Genomic DNA, 17,926 nt, shown 5'->3' on the forward strand with positions numbered 1-17,926 from the left:
AAAGATAAAAAGGTGTATCGTCGTAATCTGTTTCACTCTGTTTTCACATAACGTTAACGAGTTAAAAGCGGAGCCCTGCATATGACAACACATCATCAACATTTCATTAATGGTGTTTTTGTGCCTAATCACAGCGATAAGTGGATTGAAGTGATTAATCCTGCTACCGAAGCGCTACTGTCACGCATTCCTCAAGGCACGCGTCAGGACGCCGCAGACGCTATCGCCGCTGCCGATGCCGCGCAGCCGGGCTGGGAAGCCTTACCGGCCGTGGAGCGCGGCAGCTGGCTGCGTAAAATTGCCACAGCCATTCGTCAGCGTGAACCCGAACTCAGCGCCACTATCGTGGCAGAAGGCGGTAAAACCCAGGGGCTGGCAAAAACCGAAGTGCTGTTTACCGCTGATTACCTGGACTACATGTCCGAATGGGCGCGACGCTACGAAGGTGAGATTGTGAACAGCGATCGTCCTAATGAAAATATTTTCGTCTTTAAAAAAGCGATTGGCGTTACTACCGGCATCTTACCGTGGAACTTCCCGTTTTTTTTGATTGCGCGTAAAGCGGCGCCGGCACTGATTACCGGCAATACGATTGCGATAAAACCGAGTGAGTTGACGCCCAATAACGCGGCCCTGTTTGCACAGATCGTTGCGGATATCGGCCTGCCAAAAGGTGTGTTCAATGTTGTTTACGGCTACGGCCCTGAGATCGGTCAGGAGCTGGCTGGCAACGAAAAAGTGGGGTTGGTAAGCCTGACGGGCAGCGTTAATGCCGGGATTGCCGCCATGGAAGCGGCAGCAAAAAACGTTACCAAAGTCTCTCTGGAGCTGGGGGGTAAAGCGCCGGCCATTGTGATGGATGACGCCGACCTCGATCTGGCTGTGAAGGCGATTGTCAGCTCACGCGTCATTAATACGGGTCAGGTCTGCAACTGCGCAGAGCGGGTTTATGTGCAGGAAGGGATTTATGACCGCTTTATCAGCGCACTGACAGAGGCGATGCAACACGTGACGTTTGGCAATCCGGCTGAAAAAAACGATATCGATATGGGGCCGCTGATCACCGCCGCCGCGCTGGCGCGGGTTGAGCAAAAAGTTGCCAGGGCAGTAGAAGAAGGCGGCAGGGTTGTGTTGGGCGGTAAACGGGCGGGTCGCGAGGGCTTTTACTTCGAGCCCACGATTATTACCGGCGTGCGCCAAGAGATGGAGATTATGCGTGAGGAAATTTTTGGCCCGGTGCTTCCTGTAATGACCTTTAAAACGCTCGAAGAAGCTATCGCACTGGCCAATGACTGTGAGTACGGCCTGACTTCCTCAATCTACACTCAGAACCTGACCACCACAATGACCGCCCTGCGTCAGCTGAAGTTTGGTGAAACCTACGTTAACCGTGAGAATTTTGAAGCCATGCAGGGATTCCATGCCGGCTGGCGTAAATCTGGCATCGGCGGTGCTGATGGTCGTCATGGGCTCGAGGAATATCTGCAAACGCATGTTGTGTATTTGCAGTGTTAACGACGGCGGTTTGCGGCCCTGCCGGGTCGCACCCTGAGGAGGTTAAACGGATGGCATTTCCTTATTGGCAACTGAATTCACGCGGTGAAGGAAACCGCGTTATCTGCTTGTTCTGCCAATAAAGTAGGCCAGGCGGTTTTATGCTCACCTGACCTGAATTCAAGGGGCAACCCGCAACGCTGCCTTTGAGAAGTGAGCAATCAATCACACCTTTCCGTTTTATGACTTATCGACCCGCAGCACAATGCATCCTTCGCTAATTTCTGCCGAGACCCGCGTGCCGGTATCAAATCCGGCTTCACGCAACCATTTGCCGCTGATATTCAGCGCAGGCGTGCTGGTGTCGCCAAAATTAGGTACGTAGCCGACTTTGTACCGGCGCTGAGTTTTTGAAATCGCGGAAGACGGTTTCTGAACAAGATTAAGCGTGGTAACAGACATTGAATAATCTCCCTTATTTGATGATGGTGTATTTACACAATGCGCCAGCCATGGCTGTAAAAAATTAAAAGCATATCTGTTAAAAATTTATGCTGGCTGTCTGGCCAGTAGCGTTTTTAGCGTCCCGTTATCTGCTTTTACAAAGCAGATAAAACATAGCGCCTAAAGTAGATGATAACAAGCCAGGTGCTGGAACCCGGCTCGCACAATTTGACTTATGCCCCTTTTATCAAGGATCATTCATCCGGGTTGCCGAAGCGTTAAAATGCACCATCTGGAGGTTTAGATTGACGGGCGCGGAATTAGGGAATATCCATCGCAGTCAGGTAGCCATATTCAATCTTTGTTAAAGTCAATTGCTCATTCTGATTAAAAAACAGCTTCACAAAATTCGCACTATCACCAATGAGCTCGACGCGCTGATACTCTGTAAAAGTAAATTGATTTAAAATATACGACATTCTTTCACGGTGTGCTGCTGGAATAGGGTTTTTAGATATGACCTCCCCTGCAAAAGTCGGCTCTGTGTCTTTGGAGGGTTTAAAATTATGTTTTTTCAACTTTGCCTTCTGAGAAAAAGCAACGAGCGCATCATGCGCGCTGTTAAAATTGTCTGCCAGATTTTTCAAATGCGCAGCTAATTGATTAATTGACAGGGTGCGGTTATTTGAATGGTACGATAAACCAATTCCGCCAAGACTCGCCACAGCAGGGACGATACTTCGTCCAACGATGCTAAATAAACCTGCAGTTGAGGTCCAAAAGATTGCCAATAAGGTGGCTGAACTTAACGCAACGGCTCCCATTGAAGTGGTATTATAATGCTGTACAGGAATGCCGAGTATGCGATTGTTAATATGCTTTATCTCACCATTCGGCCGCCGCCCTGTAGCCTGCTCTGTGGGAGGATTTTTAAAACGACTGTTACTGTTATTTTTATAATCGTTCAACGCACTGGCAATAACACTGGTTTCTCTTTTAGAAAGACTGGCAATTTCCATCGGCTCAAGCGAACTCATCAGAATCAATGATTCTTTGAGAATTTCAGAGGGTAAAAAGCTGCCTGAAGTATCAGAATTTAAACTGGGATTCGTCGTGAGTCCCTCAATCACATGTATGCCTGGAAATGCCATAATAACCTCTTTTTAAGATGTAACAGTTCCTTTGATTAGCTTTCTTTATTTTGCTTGATATCCCAACCCATCTGCACAGAAGCGGCTTTCGTTCCCTGAGAAGCCTGTTCCCAGTATTCCAGCGCAACCTTGCTGGCTTGAAAGGAATACTGCATACCCAGCGTGGACGCGTGACCAATGCCGGTAAAGTCAGTCTGCGTAACCAGCACATCTTCAAGCGTGATGCGAGTATATTCCACTTCCTGCCCGCCTGCCTTGCAAACAGACAGCTGAATTTTTGGCAGATGTTTACCACTTGCACAATATTTCACTAACGCCGGTGTGGCCTTATCGATCAATGCCTCAACGCTTAAATCGCGATAATTCACTTTTCCCGCACCGCCACCACCGCCAACGGACATATTACCTGGTTGCTGCGCGCCCCAGTTAAATGACAGAACATCTATCCATTTTTTATGGTTTGCATTTTGCGACTCACCTTCAATTCCATCTATTTTCAAAAAGATATCAATAGCCATTTTTCACCTTTATTTTAAGGGCGGATTAACTCAGCTCTCTTTATTTTGTTTAATATCCCAACCAGCTTTGCTTTCCGCCCCTTTGGTACCGCTGGCACTTTGTTCCCAGTAGCTGGTAGACACTTTGGATGCCTGAAAGGCGTAGTCCACCACAATGGTGTCACCTTGCCCTACTCCGTTAAAATCCGTTGCCGTAACCAGTACATCTTCCAGCACAATCTTCGTGTACTCAATTTGGTTGCCACCGGCTTTGCAAACCGACAGTTCTACCTTTGAAACATGCTTTCCGCTGGAGCAGTATTTAAGAATGGCAGCAGTGGATTTGTCGATTAACGCTTTAACACGCAGATCGTTGAAATTCACTTTTCCTGAGCCGCCACCGCCACCTACCGCCATATTACCGGGTTGCGAAGCCCCCCAGTTAAATGAGAGCACGTCGGTCCATCCTTTATGATTGCTGTCCTGTGATTCTCCAGTAGTCCCTTCAACTTTCAAATAAATATCAATCGCCATTAATTTTTTCCGATTACGCTGTGATAATGATGAAACGGGTGTTGCAATCCGTTATATTCGGCAGGTTCAGACAGAATTTAGAGCCATTTGCATTAAGAAACAGGCAGCAGCATATCAATGCTGTTGCATCGTGCTAACAGAAATAGTAACGCCTGAGAATTTTCTCAGTAAATATGAATATGTCAGGTAACCAGAATACAGTTAACCTTGAAGGTCTTTATACATTAATAAAATTAACACAACTTCATGTCAATTAATTTACAACTAACAATGTATTATTGAGATAAATCTGAAATCTGATGTTTTCAGCGGCTGATAGTTTCAGAGGTTAATAACACTAAACATCTCGCTGCACTGGCCAGCAATATTATCGGCGGGGAATGTGAGAAATATTACAGTAGAAGAGGCATTATTATTTTAGTAAAAACCCCACGCAGCGATGACTGTGTGGGGTTGTTAATCTGGCAAGATCAAGCAGGCTTAACGCCAGCCCAGCTCCGGCGCCACGTACTTCAGAATCGATTCAATGACGTGTGCGTTGTAGTCCACGCCCAACTGATTCGGTACAGTGAGCAGCAGTGTATCCGCTTCAGCAATCGCCTCATCCTCTGCCAACAGTTTGATCAGTTTTTCCGGCTCGGCGGCATAGCTGCGACCAAAGATGGCACGGGTTTTCTCATCCAGAAAACCGACTGAATCCTGATCCTGTCCACTGCGGCCAAAGTAAGCCCGATCCATATCGTTCACCAGCGCAAAAATACTGCGACTGACGGATACCCGTGGCTTACGCGAGTGCCCCGCCGCTTTCCATGCTTCACGGTAGGCGCGGATCTGTTTTGCCTGCTGGATGTGGAACGGCTCGCCGGTTTCGTCATCTTTCAGCGTCGAGCTTTGCAGGTTCATGCCCATCTTCGCCGCCCATACTGACGTGGCGTTGGAGCCCGAACCCCACCAGATGCGATCGCGCAGGCCTTCAGACAGCGGCTCAAGACGCAGCAGGCCCGGTGGATTCGGGAACATCGGCTGTGGATTCGGTTTGGCAAAACCTTCGCCACGCAGCGCATCCAGGAAAACTTCTGTGTGGCGACGGCCCATGTCCGCATCCGTCTCGCCTTCCTGCGGCGCATAACCAAAGTACCGCCAGCCCTCAATCACCTGCTCTGGCGAGCCGCGGCTCAGGCCCAACTGCAGGCGACCGTTGGAAATCAGATCGGCAGCGCTGGCATCCTCCACCATATAGAGCGGATTTTCATAGCGCATATCGATAACGCCAGTACCTATTTCAATTTTTTTGGTGCGAGCGCCGACCGCTGCCAGCAGTGGAAACGGCGAGCTAAGTTGGCGGGCGAAGTGATGCACACGGAAATAGGCACCATCGGCCCCGAGTTCTTCTGCCGCTACCGCTAAATCTATAGACTGCAGCAACACGTCCTGAGCAGAACGCGTGGCGGACTGCGATGATGGCGTCCAGTGGCCGAATGAGAGAAAACCAATCTTTTTCATCTGTAACGTCTCCTGACGAAAGAACAATGCTTTCGCGTGATAAACCTCAATGAAATAAGGTTACGCCAGCCGCGCCGTGACGGATAGTGAATATCCTTAAGCGCTACATTCAAGAATTTTGACATAGCTTGCGCTGACCTGACTGCGGTCAGTGCACTATTCTGTGTGGGTGCAGATTGTAATAATGCTTGCGGGCAGATTGGGTTTTAACACATAACGTAAATCACTGCCCTGCATCTGGGCAGATGCGTTCAATGGAGGAAGAAGGGATGCGTATTTTGATTGTAGGTGCGGGGGCAACCGGCGGCTATTTTGGCGCGCGGCTGATACAGGCCGGGCAGAATGTGACCTTCCTGGTCCGTGAAGGCCGTTTTAATCAGTTACAACAAACCGGCCTGGTGTTGCAAACCCGCTCAGGGCATGAAACGCTTGAACCCCAGTTGGTTACCGCCGCCAGGCTTGACGCGCATTATGACTTAATCATCTTAACGGTTAAAAGTACCGGCCTGGCGCAGGCGATTCACGACATCCAGCCGGCTGTTGGGCCACAAACCCTGATCATGCCGATTCTGAATGGCATGCGACATATTGACACCTTGCTCACCCACTTCGGTGCCGATCGGGTGATCGGTGGCTTGTGCAAAATCAACGCCACGTTGAACGATAAAGGCCATGTGGTGCAGTTGACGCCCTTACACCAGATCTATTACGGCGCACTGGATGGCAACAACGATGACCGACTGCAGCAGGTCGATGCCGCGCTACGTGGTAGTGCCGTGGAAACGTTTTTTTCCGACAATATTATCGGTGAGTTATGGGAAAAATGGCTGCTGTTAAGCACGCTCGGCGCGGTGTGTTGTCTGGCGCGGGGGAACACGCAACAGATACTGGCCCAGGCCGGTGGCGAGATGCTGCTTCAGGGCATTTACAGCGAGGTGCTTCAGGTTATCTGCGCGGAGGGCTATCAGCCCCGCCCTGCCGTTACCGCAAAAATTTATGAATTGCTGAACGATCCGTCGACGCCGATGACCTCCTCCATGTATCGTGATTTGACCCAGGGTTTTGCTATTGAAGCCGATACGATCATTGGCGACCTGCTACGACGAGCCAGCCATCATAGTATGACTGTGCCACTGTTGAATGCGGTGAATGTTAACCTGCAAATCTATCAACAGAACCGTTAAACACGGATGTGATGGGAAAGCAGCCGCGTCGTCGCAGGACGCGCGAGTAACGGAATTTTGTTACACTCGCTGCCTCATCTTTTGGAGGAATAATGACGTCCCGCTCTGTGACCCTTGATGATGTTGCCCAACTGGCTGGCGTTTCCTATCAAACGGTTTCTCGCGTGCTTAACCGCTCTGAGCAGGTTTCCCCCCGCACCCGTGAAAAAGTTGAAGCGGCGATGCAGCAGCTTAACTATGTGCCCAATCGGGTCGCACAGCAGCTGGCGGGAAAAGCGACCCGAACCTTAGGCCTTGCAACCAGTAACCTGGCCCTGATGGCCCCGGCGCAGATTGCTTCGGCCATTCAGCAGCGCGCCGCCAGCGCCGGTTATCACCTGGTGATCGCGATGGACAGTGAGGATAATGCGGAAGCGACAGTGAATGAACTGATGGCCCAGCGCGTGGATGCGGTGCTGATCAATATGCCGTTAGAGGCGGCCGAGGCGGAAAAAATCCGCGTGATGTGCGGTAAAAAGCCGGTACTGTTTCTGGATGCCGATCCCCATGCTCTCGTATCTCATTGCCAGTATTCAAACGAACAAGGGGCGCGTGCCGCCGTTGCACATCTGATTGCGCTCGGGCACCGGCAAATTGGCCTGCTGAATGGCCCGGTGCGCTCAGTGTCGGCTCGTCAGCGCGAAGCGGTCTGGCGTCAGGCGCTGGCAGAGCATCAGTTATCTCCCTGCTGCGTCCTGCGCGGCGACTGGAGCGCCAAATCCGGCTATCAGGCGATGCTGGCGCAACTCCCGAATGCCCTGCCCCAGGCGCTTTTAGTGGCGAATGATGAGATGGCGCTGGGCGCGATGCGGGCGCTACATCAGCACGGCGTGGCGATTCCGGGCGATATTTCTCTTGTCGGCTACGATGACACGGCAGAAAGCGCCTGGTACCAGCCGCCACTGACCACCATTCGCCAGGATCTTCAGCAGCTCGGCACCCATAGCGTGGATCAGGTGCTGGCCGAACTGCGGGGTGAAGCGGTGGCGTCACGTACCCTGGAGCCGATGCTGGTGATCAGAGAAACCACCGCAGCGCCCGCCAGCCAAAACCTGGACTTATCGGATCTGGCGCGTCAACTCCAGCAGATTGCACGTAAGCTGACCCGCTAAGTCTTCACCGACGTCTCTCAGCCATAAAAAAAGCCCGCCCAACCTGAAGGTTGCGCGGGCCGGTTATCAGCAGCGAAGGGTTTCCGTTATTCGCGCACCCTTACGGCGCTTTGGTTTCACCCACGCCCATGGTCTTGAGCTTTTTAGACAGCTCACGGCGCTCTTTCGAGAGGTCGGCGTTTTTGATGATGTATTCATCCACGCGATCTTCATAGTCCGCACGCATGCTGGCGATGATTTCCTGAATCGCTTCCACGCTCATGCCGGGTTTAATGTATTCGCTCAGGTTGTCCAGCAGCAGAACACGCTTTTGGTTGTCACGAATTTTCTTCTCATTATCGACAATTTCACGCTGCAGTTTGTTCTTGCGGCGAAACGTACGGACAAACTCAAGTACGTCCTGAAATGATTGCTTGGCATTTTCCATGATGGCACCTTTCTTTAAGCCTGCTAAAGCAGGGAGAGAGTCAAAACGATCAGCTTAGCGGCTAGCCAGCCTTAAGGGCAATTCTCACAGCTAAATTCGGACTGGCTCTTATCTTAGCGCAAAAAAACCGGGTTTCGCATTAAGTCATTGTCTGAGGTGATTATTTACGCAGCGCCAGACGCAGTAAGTCCGTCATGCGCTCCAGCTGCTTCGCCAGCTCCAGACTCAACCAGACATAGCCATAAATTGGCGTTTCCTCCAGACGGTCACTGCCGCTGGCGATCAACTGCTTAAGTTCATTGACGATTTCCGTTAACTCATGGTTGGCCGCGATGATGTCATAGGTTTCCCCTTTCACCGCCATCTCCGACAACGTTCGTAGCGCGTTTTCCGTCATCTGCTGGGTACGGCGCAGCGTCGGCGCATTCAGCATAATCAAATGGCTTTCCCGCGATGCCCACCAGGCATTAATTTGCATCTCAATGGTGTACACCATATTACGGTTTATGGTCTGAATCGCTTCAAATACCGATTTAGGAATACGCGTTTCTTTGCTGGACGGCTCCAGCAGCGCGCGCATTTTGATGACGCTGGAGAGCAACTTCCCAAAGGGCTTATTCAGTCGCGGCTTTTCCACCAGGTTAGCGGAAAACCCTGCATGATAGATTTTTGCCATCTCGCCCAGCGTATCCGAAAGCTGTATACGCCAGTGAATGTAGGCGCGCTGTGCCCAGACAGCGGTAAATATCAGCGCCAGCAGCGAGCCTAAAATCACATCGCCGCCACGCCACATGGCGACGGTGAAATCCCCCATTGGTGCGCCGACCACTACGCAGAGCGTGATGCCAATCAACAGCGCCATATAGGGATGCTTTCCCAGGGTCAGATAGCCGCTGATAAACATAATCAGCGCGCACCAGGCCAGCATGCCCGGTAGCGAAATCATCTCCAGCTTGAGCGCAATCAATCCCGAAATTGACCCGGCAATCGTGCCGCCAATGCGCTGAATGGCGCGGGGAAACACATTGCCCCACGTGGAAATCGGCCCCATCACCACCACCAGCGTAATCAGCGGCCAGGTGCCTTCGGGAATGCCGGTCATCCGCACAAACAAAAAGGCAAAAAGAAACGCCACCGCGATGCGCAAGCCGTGCACGCTACGGTAATGGCGATATAACCAGAATTCCAGATTAGAGATGGGCTTATCAGAGCGCAAGATAGCTGTCCGCGGGTAAAGAGGTGATTCTACGCGATGCACCGTGTGAGTCCTGGCGCGCCGTCAATATTTTAGTCAATACGTGACACATTGGGCCATTATCACCAACCTGTGGCGGTAAATCAGCAAAATAAAACGTTCAGGTGGCAATAGGGTCCTGCGATGCGAGCCCTCGCGGCACCTGCCCGGCAGGCAGGTGCGCGTGGCCTGAGATTAAAACTTACGTTTCAGATAGTCGGAGAGGCGGCTAAACATGCCGGCTTCGTTAACGGCACTGAGCGCCACCAGCGGATAACTGGCAATCTGCTTGTCTTTATCCATAACCTGAATCTCACCAATGTTCTCATTGGCTTTCAGCGGTGCTTCCAGATCGCTACGGTTAATCACGTATTTGGCTTTCACGTTCGGAATTTCACTGCGCGGGAGCGACAGGTAAACATCATTTGCCGTGCCCACCTCAACCTGATGCGGATTGCCGTACCACACGTGTTCGCTGCCGATCTTCTTGCCCGCATGGAACAGTTGGACCGTGTCGAACGTATTCTGGCCCCAGACCAGCAGTTTACGCGCCTGCTCTTCGCGCCCTTTCGCGCTTTTACCGCCCATCACCACGGCAATCAGGCGATGCTGACCGACCACATTTGAGGCGATGATATTAAATCCTGCGGTTTCGGTATGACCTGTTTTCAGACCATCCACGTGAAGACTGTTATCCCACAGCAGACCATTGCGGTTGTTCTGAGTGATGCCATTCCAGGTCAGGGTTTTCTCACGGTACATGGCATAGAAATCCGGCTCGCCGTCGATGATGGCGCGAGACAGCTTTGCCATGTCCAGCGCACTGGAGAACTGTCCTGGCGCATCCAGACCGTGGACGGTTTCGAAATGGGTATTGGTCAGGCCCAGTTTCTCTACGTAATGATTCATCAACTTCACAAAGTTGTCCTGGCTGCCCGCGACATAATCGGCCAGCGCCACGCAGGCATCGTTACCCGAATCGATAATGACACCGCGGCTTAAGTCGCGCACGCTCAGCTTATCGCCCGGTTTCAGGAACATGAGCGATGAACCTTTAAAGACCGGATTGCCTGCGGCCCAGGCGTCTTTCCCCACGGTGACCATATCGTCGCGCGTAATTTTCTTTTGATCGATGGCGCGGTCAACGACATAGCCCGTCATTAACTTGGTCAGGCTGGCCGGATTGCGGCGTTCGTCGGGATTGCCCGCCGTAAGCACCTGCCCCGTGGTGGCATCCATTAGCACCCATGATGCGGCATCGATCGCTGGTGGCGTCACGGGAAACGGCATATCGTCGGCCTGTGCCAGCGAAGCCCAAAAAACAGTTACGGTAATTAACAGACGCCTTTTCAACACTTCATCCTTAGTTGCACAAATAAAACAGACGGGAACAGCCGGACGTTTTACGGCAAAAGCCTTAAGAAGGTTTAATTAAATTGAAAAAAAATATGAACTGCCGGGTGCCACCACGCAGCTTTGGTCAGTACGGTTGTGCTGGCGAGCGCAGAAGACTATCCTGAACGTTGATTTTTTTGCAGACAGGACAGCGACGTGCCCGCCTCTGAATTCACTTTCTTATTCCATGATTACGAAACCTTCGGCACCAGTCCGTCACGGGATCGTCCGGCGCAGTTTGCCGGGTTACGTACCGACAGCAACTTTAATCCGGTTGGCGAGCCAGAGGTGTTTTACTGCCGTCCGCCGGACGACTATCTGCCCCAGCCTGAAGCGGTAATGATTACCGGTATTACGCCGCAAATTGCCGCCTCGCGGGGCGTCAGCGAGGCCGAGTTTGCCGCCCGCATTCATGCCCTGTTCACCGCCGAACAAACCTGCGTGGTGGGCTACAACAACGTGCGCTTCGACGATGAAGTGACACGCAATATTTTCTACCGCAACTTCTACGATCCCTATGGCTGGAGCTGGCAAAACGGTAACTCTCGCTGGGATTTGCTGGACGTGATGCGTGCCTGCTATGCGCTGCGGCCCGAAGGCATCAACTGGCCCGAAAATGAAGACGGTTTTCCCAGCTTCCGGCTGGAGCACCTGACCAAAGCCAACGGCGTAGCCCATGAAAACGCCCACGATGCGATGTCGGATGTCTATGCCACACTCGCCATGGCGAAACTGGTGAAAGAGAAACAGCCTAAGCTGTTCGAGTTTTTGTTTACGCATCGCAACAAAAACAAACTCATGACCCTGATCGATATTCCACAGATGAAGCCGCTGGTGCACGTTTCCGGCATGTTTGGCGCAGCACGCGGCAATACCAGTTGGGTGGTGCCGCTTGCCTGGCATCCGGATAACCGCAATGCGCTAATCGTGGTCGACCTGGCCGGGGATATGACGCCGCTTTTGACACTGGATGCCGACAGCCTGCGCGAACGTCTCTACACGCGCAAAAGCGAGTTGGGCGATCAATCAGCCATTCCCGTTAAGCTGGTGCACATCAATAAGTGCCCCGTGCTGGCTCCGGCGAATACCCTGCGGCCTGAAGATGCCGGGCGGTTGGGCATCGATCGCAAGTCTTGTCTGGATAATCTGGCGACGCTGCGTCAGCATCCTGAAATACGTGAAAAGCTGGTGGCGATATTTGCCGATGCGGAACCCTTTACGCCGTCGGATGATGTGGATACCCAGCTCTACGATGGCTTCTTTAGCGATGCCGATCGGGCGGGCATGAACATTATTCGCCAGACGGCGCCGGCTAACCTGCCCGCGCTGGATCTGACGTTTGACAGTCCGCGCGTGGCGAAGCTGCTGTTTCGTTATCGGGCGCGGAACTTCCCCGGCACCCTGGATGATGCTGAACAACAGCGCTGGCTGCAGCACCGTCGCGAAGTACTGAATCCGGATAAGGTGCAGTCGTTTTTGATGGAGCTGGAATCGCTGGCCAGCCTGCATGAAAGCGATCAGGAAAAGCTGGCCCAGTTAAAAGCGCTGTATCTGTATGCGCAGGAACTGGTGTCCTGACGCTCAGACTGGCCGGGAAACGCGAATCGCCTTTCCCGGCCAACATATCAAATCACAAACCACAGCGCCCACGTCAGAACAAAACCGGTCATCCCCATCAGGGTTGTCAGTACCGTCCAGGTTTTTAATCCATCCGCTACCGACAGGCCCAGATAGCGCGTCACCACCCAGAAGCCCGCATCGTTGACATGAGACAGTCCTAGCCCGCCGAAGCACACTGCCAGCGTGACCAGAACACGGTGCATATCATCAATGCCGGTCACGGCCTGCGTCAGTAGTCCGCTGGTGGTAAGAATCGCGACGGTAGCCGACCCCTGCGAGGCGCGCAGCGCCAGCGACAGAATAAAGGCCGCGGGGATTAATGGCAGGTGCAGCGTTTCCAGCGCTAGCGCCAGCGCTTTACCGACGCCGGACTCCACCAGCACCTTCCCAAAGGCCCCACCCGCGCCCGCCACCAGAATCACGCTCGCCGATCCGGGGATGGCCCGGCCGGTCAGATCTTCCAGCTTATCTTTGCTCCAGCCACGGCGGATGCCCAGTAGCCAGGCGGCCAGGCCCAACGCAATCAGCAGCGCTATGGGCGGTGTGCCAATCACCGTCATGATTTTACCTGGCAGGCTGTCCTGCGCCAGCAGCGAGTGAGACAGCGTACCTAATACAATCAGCACAATTGGCACCACGATCAAACCGCTGATGGTCAGCGCACCCGGCGGTGCAGGTTCATTTTTCTTCTGCGCGCCTTCCGGCTTCGCCATCTGCAGCTGCTCCAGCACCTCGACCGACAGATGATACTGGCGACGGTTCATCACCTTTGCGACGTAATAACCTAAAATGCCGACCGGCACCGAGACCAGAATCCCCAACATCATCAGCCAGCCCATATCGGTGTGCAAAATGGCCGCAGCGGCCGCGGCACCCGGATGGGTAGGCAGCGCCACGTGTACCGTTAACATCACACCGGCCATTGGCAGGCCAAACTTCAGGGGAGAAACCCGCGCCACTTTGGTAAAGCCGTAGATCAGCGGGATAACAATGATAAAACCCACTTCAAAAAACACCGGGATGCCCAGAATAAAGGCGGCCATGGTCAGTGCAGCAACAGTGCGTTTCAGGCCCAGCGTTTTGCTGAAGCGCTGGGCCAGCGACTCGGCGCCGCCCGAAGCTTCGATAATCGCCCCGAGCATGGCTCCCAGCACGATAATGATGGTGATGTGCCCCAGCAGTCCACCCATACCGCTGATGATGGTTTCCATGATTTTTTCAGCCGGAATACCGGTGGCGATCGCCACCAGCAGGCTGACAATCAACAGGGCGACAAAGGGATGGACTTTGGCTTTAATGACCAGCAACAGCAAAATCACAATGCTGGCGGTCGCAATGGCTAACAGCAACGCAGTCGTCATAGTAAACCTCTGGAATAGTTATCTTTTTTAGCGTTTTTTGGCTACAGCTCTACCTGGTGCTGGTCCGTTTTAAAGACGACCAGAACTGCACCGCTGCCGCAGCACCGGTGTGATTTTTTAACCTTAACTCAGCGGTGTTTCGCCCAGGGCGCCAGCCAGCTCAGCCCTTCCACGGTGTCCCCGCGCGGGAAATATTCGCAGCCGATCCAGCCCTCGTAACCCACCTCATCAAGCAGGCTGAACAGCCAGGGATAGTTGATCTCGCCCTCGTCAGGTTCATGACGACTGGGCGCGGCGGCGATTTGCACATGCTGATAACGCCCGGCGTAGTGGCGAATGAGGTGGCTGAGATTGCCGTCCACCATCTGGGCATGGAACAGATCCAGTTGGGTAAAGACGTTGGGACGATCGATGAGCTCAACCATCTCCAGCGTCTGATACTGGCTGGCATAGAGATAATGGGGTTTAGTGGTGGGATTTAACGCTTCGATTAACAACCGGATGTTGTGTGGGGCGAAGCGTTCTGCTGCATAACGCATATTACCGATGAACGTCTCAACATACTGCTGGCGATCGGCACCGGAAGGGACGGTTGCCGCCATGATGTGCACCTGTGGGCAATCCAGCGCCAGCGCGTAGTCCAGTGCCCTGTCGATATCGGCTCTTGCGTCCGCTTCCCGGCCGGGAATGGCTGAAACCCCCCATTCCCCTGCAGCCACGTTGCCCGGTGCGGTATTGAACAGCACCAGTTTAAGCCCGTTGTCATCGAGCAGCGTTTTCAGTTGCTCAGCCGGATAGTCGTAAGGAAACAGAAATTCAACCGCGTCAAAGCCCGCCTGTGCAGCGGCGGCAAAGCGCTGCAGGAAAGGCACCTCATTGAACTGGGTGGACAGGTTAGCTGCAAACGTTGGCATTATCGGCTCCTGAGTTCGGCGACTTCGTCGGCGGTAAGATAGCGAATGGCCCGGTCGCCCAGGGTAAACATCAGGCGTGCGGTTTCTTCCAACTCTTCGGTATTGTCCGCGGCTTCCTGCAGGGATTTGCCCACCACCACCGGACCATGGTTCGCCAGCAGGAAAGCACGGTAGCGCGGCGCCAGAAGAGCCAGATCTTCCGCCAGTCGCGCGTCGCCGGGTTTATAGTAGGGCACCACCGGCACATCGCCCACCCGCATTACCACGTAGGGCGTAAACGGGCGGATGCAGTTCTGGCTGTCCAGATTTTGCAGGCATGAGAGCGCGGTCAGGTAGTGACTGTGCAGGTGAACCACCGCCCGGCAGTCGGGGTTATTCAGGTAGAGCGCCCGGTGAAAGGCGATCTCTTTTGAGGGTTTATCCCCGGCTATCCACTCCCCCTGTAGCGTCACTTTAGACAGGCGCTGGGCATCCAGTTCGCCCAGGCAGGAGCCGGTGGGCGTCGCCAGCAGAGTGCCATCGTCCAGCAGCAGCGACAGATTACCGGCCGATCCGGTGGCATAACCGCGCTGGAAGAAAGATGCGCCCAGCCTGACCATCTCTTCACGGGCCTGTTGTTCAGTCATGGGAAAACTCCGTTTGTGCGCGGCGGAAAAACTGTTCATCACCAAAATTGCCTGACTTCAGCGCGAGTGACAACGGCTGCCCGATATCTCTCACCCAGGGCACGCCGGGCGAAATCACCGGACCAATATGGAATGCAGTCACGCCCAGGCTTTGGGCGACCACGCCAGAGGTTTCGCCGCCTGCGACGATAAAGCGCTGCCAGCCCCGGGACTTCAGCGTGCGAGCTATCTGGGCAAACAGCTGCTCCACCGCCTCACTGCTGCGCTGTGCGCCATAGTGCTGTTGAATCGACTGCAGCTGTTGCGCATCCGCGGTGGCATAGAGCATGGGTGCGAGGGGCTCATCAGCATGCTCTGCGACCCAGTCGCATAACGCCTCGGCGTACTTTTCGTCGCTGAGGCAGCGCGACACGCTGATCTCCTGGGCGGATGCCTGCTGGCGATAGGCATTGACCTGGCGGTTGGTCATTTGTGAGCAGGAGCCCGAGAGCACTACCGCCCGTTGGCCCTGTGGGTAACCCGCGCGCTGTGCTTGCGGGTCATCGCGGTGGGTCGTTGACCACTGGCGCGCCAGGCCAATCGCCAGCCCGGAGCCGCCCGTGACCAGCCGCATCGAGGTGAGTGCTTCGCCCTGGTTCAGCAGATGTTGCTCAGTAAGCGTATCAAGCACCGCGTAATTCACCCCCTGAGCACGCAGCTGCTCAAGTTGCCGTGATATCGCGCCTGCACCCTGCTCTATCGTGGTCGCAGAGATGAGCCCGGCTTTTCCCGTGCTCTGGCTCTCCATCAGCCGTAGCAGGTTACTGTCGGTCATTGGCGTGACCGGATGATGGCGCATGCCGGAATCCGACAGCAGCTGTTCACCCACAAACAGATAACCCTGATAAACGGTGCGCCCGTTCACCGGCAACGCCGGGCAGATCACCGTCAGCGTCTCATCCAGTGCGGCCATGAGCGCATCCGTCACCGGACCGATATTGCCCGCGGAGGTGCTGTCGAACGTGGAGCAGTATTTAAAATAAAAGCGCTCACAACCTTGCGCCTGCAGCCAGCGCAGCGCGTCAAGCGACTGGCTGACGGCCTGCGCGGGCGGGCAGGATCGCGATTTCAGGCTGACCACAATGGCCTGTGCATCCGGCACAGCGGCCTGTTTCGGGATGCCGTTAAACTGAAGGGTAGAAAGCCCGTTCTGTACCAGAAAGCTGGCAATGTCGGTTGCGCCGGTAAAATCGTCGGCAATGACCCCTAACCGCATCAGATTTCCCCCTCGCGTTGAGGCAGCGTAATGCCGCTGAAGATTTTAATGACCGCACTGTCATCCTCACGGCCATAACCGGCATTGCTGGCCTCGGTGAACATATTCAGTGCGGTGGAGGCCAGCGGCAGCGGGAAATGCAGGGCTTTCGCCGTCTCGGCGACCAGGTTGAGATCTTTGACAAAGATATCTACCGCGGATGTCGGTCGGTAGTCGCCATCGACGACATGGCGCATACGGTTTTCGAACATCCACGAGTTGCCGGCCGCATTGGTCACCACCTCATACATCGTCTCCAGCGGGATCCCGGCGCGGGCGGCCAGCGCCATGGCTTCGGCCCCGACGGCAATGTGCACGCCAGCCAGCAGCTGATGAATAATCTTGACCGTCGATCCCTGACCGATTTCCGTGCCGACGCGATAAACCTTCGCGGCCACCGCATCCAGTACCGGTTGCAGGGCAGCAAACGCCTCGTCGCTGCCGGACGCCATCACGGTCATCTCGCCGCTGGCGGCTTTGGCCGCCCCGCCGGATACCGGTGCATCCAGCATCAGGAGGTGATAGTCCGCCAGTTTTGCGGCGATCTGCTGTGCATCCTGCGCGGACAAGGTGGAAGAAACCATTACCGCCGTGCCTGGCTTCAGCCTGGCGGCCAGCCCCTGCTCGCCAAACAGGATCGTGTTAACCTGTTTGGCATTCACCACGAGCAGCAGCACAGCATCAAGCTGGCTGGCAAAGGCATGCGCCGACGTCTGAGCATCGCGCGCGCCCGCCTGACGCAGCGCATCCAGCGCCTGCGGATTCAGATCCACGCCCCAGGTTGACAGCCCGGCACGAATGCAGGACTGCGCGGCGCCCATTCCCATTGAGCCTAAGCCTATGACACAAATATGTGAAACTGGCATCGCTGGCCTCCATTGTTAATTTAAGTGAATTTTTGATTTCTGTTGTTAATAGTGCCAATAAACGACGCGCAAAAACGTGTCCTTATTCACATAAATTAACTCAAAGAGGCCACTGTAAAACATTTTTTCACATCACTCACCGCTTGCTATTCCCCCACCCGGGCAGTGAATGCGCGGTTTTTCAGGAAAAATAGAGTCAAAATTTCCATGTTTCTTCACATGACGATGCTC

General features: G+C 54.1%; 17 protein-coding genes. 4 read left to right on the forward strand and 13 right to left on the reverse strand.

From position 1 onward, the window contains the following. The first annotated feature begins 81 nt into the window (after nucleotides 1–81). The gene (gene aldA, locus NYE92_RS06310) at nucleotides 82–1,515 is read left to right on the forward strand and encodes an aldehyde dehydrogenase (protein WP_014605480.1); all 1,434 of its coding nucleotides are present in this window, start codon (nucleotides 82–84) and stop codon (nucleotides 1,513–1,515) included. A 219-nt stretch (nucleotides 1,516–1,734) separates the two neighbouring features. On the opposite strand, the gene NYE92_RS06315 is transcribed toward aldA, so the two are convergent. The 5 genes from NYE92_RS06315 to NYE92_RS06335 all read right to left on the reverse strand — a co-directional run bounded on the left by NYE92_RS06315 (nucleotide 1,735) and on the right by NYE92_RS06335 (nucleotide 5,623). Then, nucleotides 1,735–1,956: a SymE family type I addiction module toxin gene (locus tag NYE92_RS06315; RefSeq protein WP_013026323.1), complete on the reverse strand. Its 222-nt coding sequence runs from the start codon at nucleotides 1,954–1,956 to the stop codon at nucleotides 1,735–1,737. Between the two features lie 302 nt (nucleotides 1,957–2,258). Then, complete coding sequence (locus NYE92_RS06320) at nucleotides 2,259–3,089, reverse strand: hypothetical protein (protein ID WP_013026324.1); 831 nt, start codon at nucleotides 3,087–3,089, stop codon at nucleotides 2,259–2,261. A 35-nt stretch (nucleotides 3,090–3,124) separates the two neighbouring features. Further along, nucleotides 3,125–3,607, reverse strand: a complete 483-nt coding sequence (locus tag NYE92_RS06325) for a type VI secretion system tube protein Hcp (protein WP_013026325.1) — start codon at nucleotides 3,605–3,607, stop codon at nucleotides 3,125–3,127. A gap of 30 nt (nucleotides 3,608–3,637) precedes the next feature. Further along, nucleotides 3,638–4,120, reverse strand: coding sequence for a type VI secretion system tube protein Hcp (locus tag NYE92_RS06330; protein ID WP_013026326.1), 483 nt, complete (start codon nucleotides 4,118–4,120; stop codon nucleotides 3,638–3,640). A gap of 480 nt (nucleotides 4,121–4,600) precedes the next feature. Beyond that, complete coding sequence (locus NYE92_RS06335) at nucleotides 4,601–5,623, reverse strand: LLM class flavin-dependent oxidoreductase (RefSeq protein WP_014594042.1); 1,023 nt, start codon at nucleotides 5,621–5,623, stop codon at nucleotides 4,601–4,603. Nucleotides 5,624–5,892: 269 nt separating this feature from the next. On the opposite strand from NYE92_RS06335, the gene NYE92_RS06340 reads away from it, so the two are divergent. Continuing rightward, on the forward strand, nucleotides 5,893–6,807 hold the full coding sequence (locus tag NYE92_RS06340; protein WP_259018757.1) for a ketopantoate reductase family protein: 915 nt from the start codon (nucleotides 5,893–5,895) through the stop codon (nucleotides 6,805–6,807). A gap of 92 nt (nucleotides 6,808–6,899) precedes the next feature. After that, nucleotides 6,900–7,958, forward strand: a complete 1,059-nt coding sequence (locus tag NYE92_RS06345) for a LacI family DNA-binding transcriptional regulator (RefSeq protein ID WP_014594044.1) — start codon at nucleotides 6,900–6,902, stop codon at nucleotides 7,956–7,958. 100 nt (nucleotides 7,959–8,058) lie between these two features. Here NYE92_RS06345 and tmaR read toward each other — a convergent pair whose 3' ends face one another. The 3 genes from tmaR to dacD all read right to left on the reverse strand — a co-directional run bounded on the left by tmaR (nucleotide 8,059) and on the right by dacD (nucleotide 10,972). After that, the gene (gene tmaR / locus NYE92_RS06350) at nucleotides 8,059–8,385 is read right to left on the reverse strand and encodes a PTS system regulator TmaR (protein WP_013026330.1); all 327 of its coding nucleotides are present in this window, start codon (nucleotides 8,383–8,385) and stop codon (nucleotides 8,059–8,061) included. 160 nt (nucleotides 8,386–8,545) lie between these two features. Continuing rightward, on the reverse strand, nucleotides 8,546–9,601 hold the full coding sequence (locus NYE92_RS06355) for an FUSC family protein (RefSeq protein WP_024471873.1): 1,056 nt from the start codon (nucleotides 9,599–9,601) through the stop codon (nucleotides 8,546–8,548). Nucleotides 9,602–9,814: 213 nt separating this feature from the next. Continuing rightward, entirely contained in the window at nucleotides 9,815–10,972 is a 1,158-nt protein-coding gene (gene dacD, locus NYE92_RS06360; protein ID WP_014605477.1) for a serine-type D-Ala-D-Ala carboxypeptidase DacD, read from the reverse strand. Between the two features lie 198 nt (nucleotides 10,973–11,170). On the opposite strand from dacD, the gene sbcB reads away from it, so the two are divergent. Further along, nucleotides 11,171–12,592: an exodeoxyribonuclease I gene (gene sbcB, locus NYE92_RS06365; RefSeq protein WP_013026333.1), complete on the forward strand. Its 1,422-nt coding sequence runs from the start codon at nucleotides 11,171–11,173 to the stop codon at nucleotides 12,590–12,592. Between the two features lie 47 nt (nucleotides 12,593–12,639). On the opposite strand, the gene NYE92_RS06370 is transcribed toward sbcB, so the two are convergent. The 5 genes from NYE92_RS06370 to ltnD form a co-directional block, all read right to left on the reverse strand. Beyond that, nucleotides 12,640–13,995 carry a GntP family transporter gene (locus tag NYE92_RS06370; protein ID WP_014594048.1) on the reverse strand — a complete coding sequence of 452 codons (1,356 nt, stop codon included), beginning with the start codon at nucleotides 13,993–13,995 and terminating at the stop codon, nucleotides 12,640–12,642. Nucleotides 13,996–14,123: 128 nt separating this feature from the next. Beyond that, nucleotides 14,124–14,909 carry an HPr family phosphocarrier protein gene (locus NYE92_RS06375; RefSeq protein ID WP_110015408.1) on the reverse strand — a complete coding sequence of 262 codons (786 nt, stop codon included), beginning with the start codon at nucleotides 14,907–14,909 and terminating at the stop codon, nucleotides 14,124–14,126. Further along, nucleotides 14,909–15,535 carry an aldolase gene (locus tag NYE92_RS06380; protein ID WP_014605475.1) on the reverse strand — a complete coding sequence of 209 codons (627 nt, stop codon included), beginning with the start codon at nucleotides 15,533–15,535 and terminating at the stop codon, nucleotides 14,909–14,911. Before NYE92_RS06380 ends, NYE92_RS06375 begins: the two co-directional genes overlap by 1 nt. Then, nucleotides 15,528–16,790: a 3-oxo-tetronate kinase gene (otnK, locus tag NYE92_RS06385; RefSeq protein WP_013026337.1), complete on the reverse strand. Its 1,263-nt coding sequence runs from the start codon at nucleotides 16,788–16,790 to the stop codon at nucleotides 15,528–15,530. Before otnK ends, NYE92_RS06380 begins: the two co-directional genes overlap by 8 nt. Beyond that, nucleotides 16,790–17,695 (reverse strand): L-threonate dehydrogenase, encoded by a 906-nt coding sequence (ltnD, locus tag NYE92_RS06390; RefSeq protein WP_013026338.1) that lies wholly within the window; start codon nucleotides 17,693–17,695, stop codon nucleotides 16,790–16,792. Before ltnD ends, otnK begins: the two co-directional genes overlap by 1 nt. Nucleotides 17,696–17,926 lie beyond the last annotated feature (231 nt).

Origin of the sequence: Pantoea sp. B566, from assembly GCF_024793925.1 — a bacterium.
In the GTDB taxonomy this organism is placed as follows: Bacteria; Pseudomonadota; Gammaproteobacteria; order Enterobacterales; family Enterobacteriaceae; genus Pantoea; species Pantoea ananatis.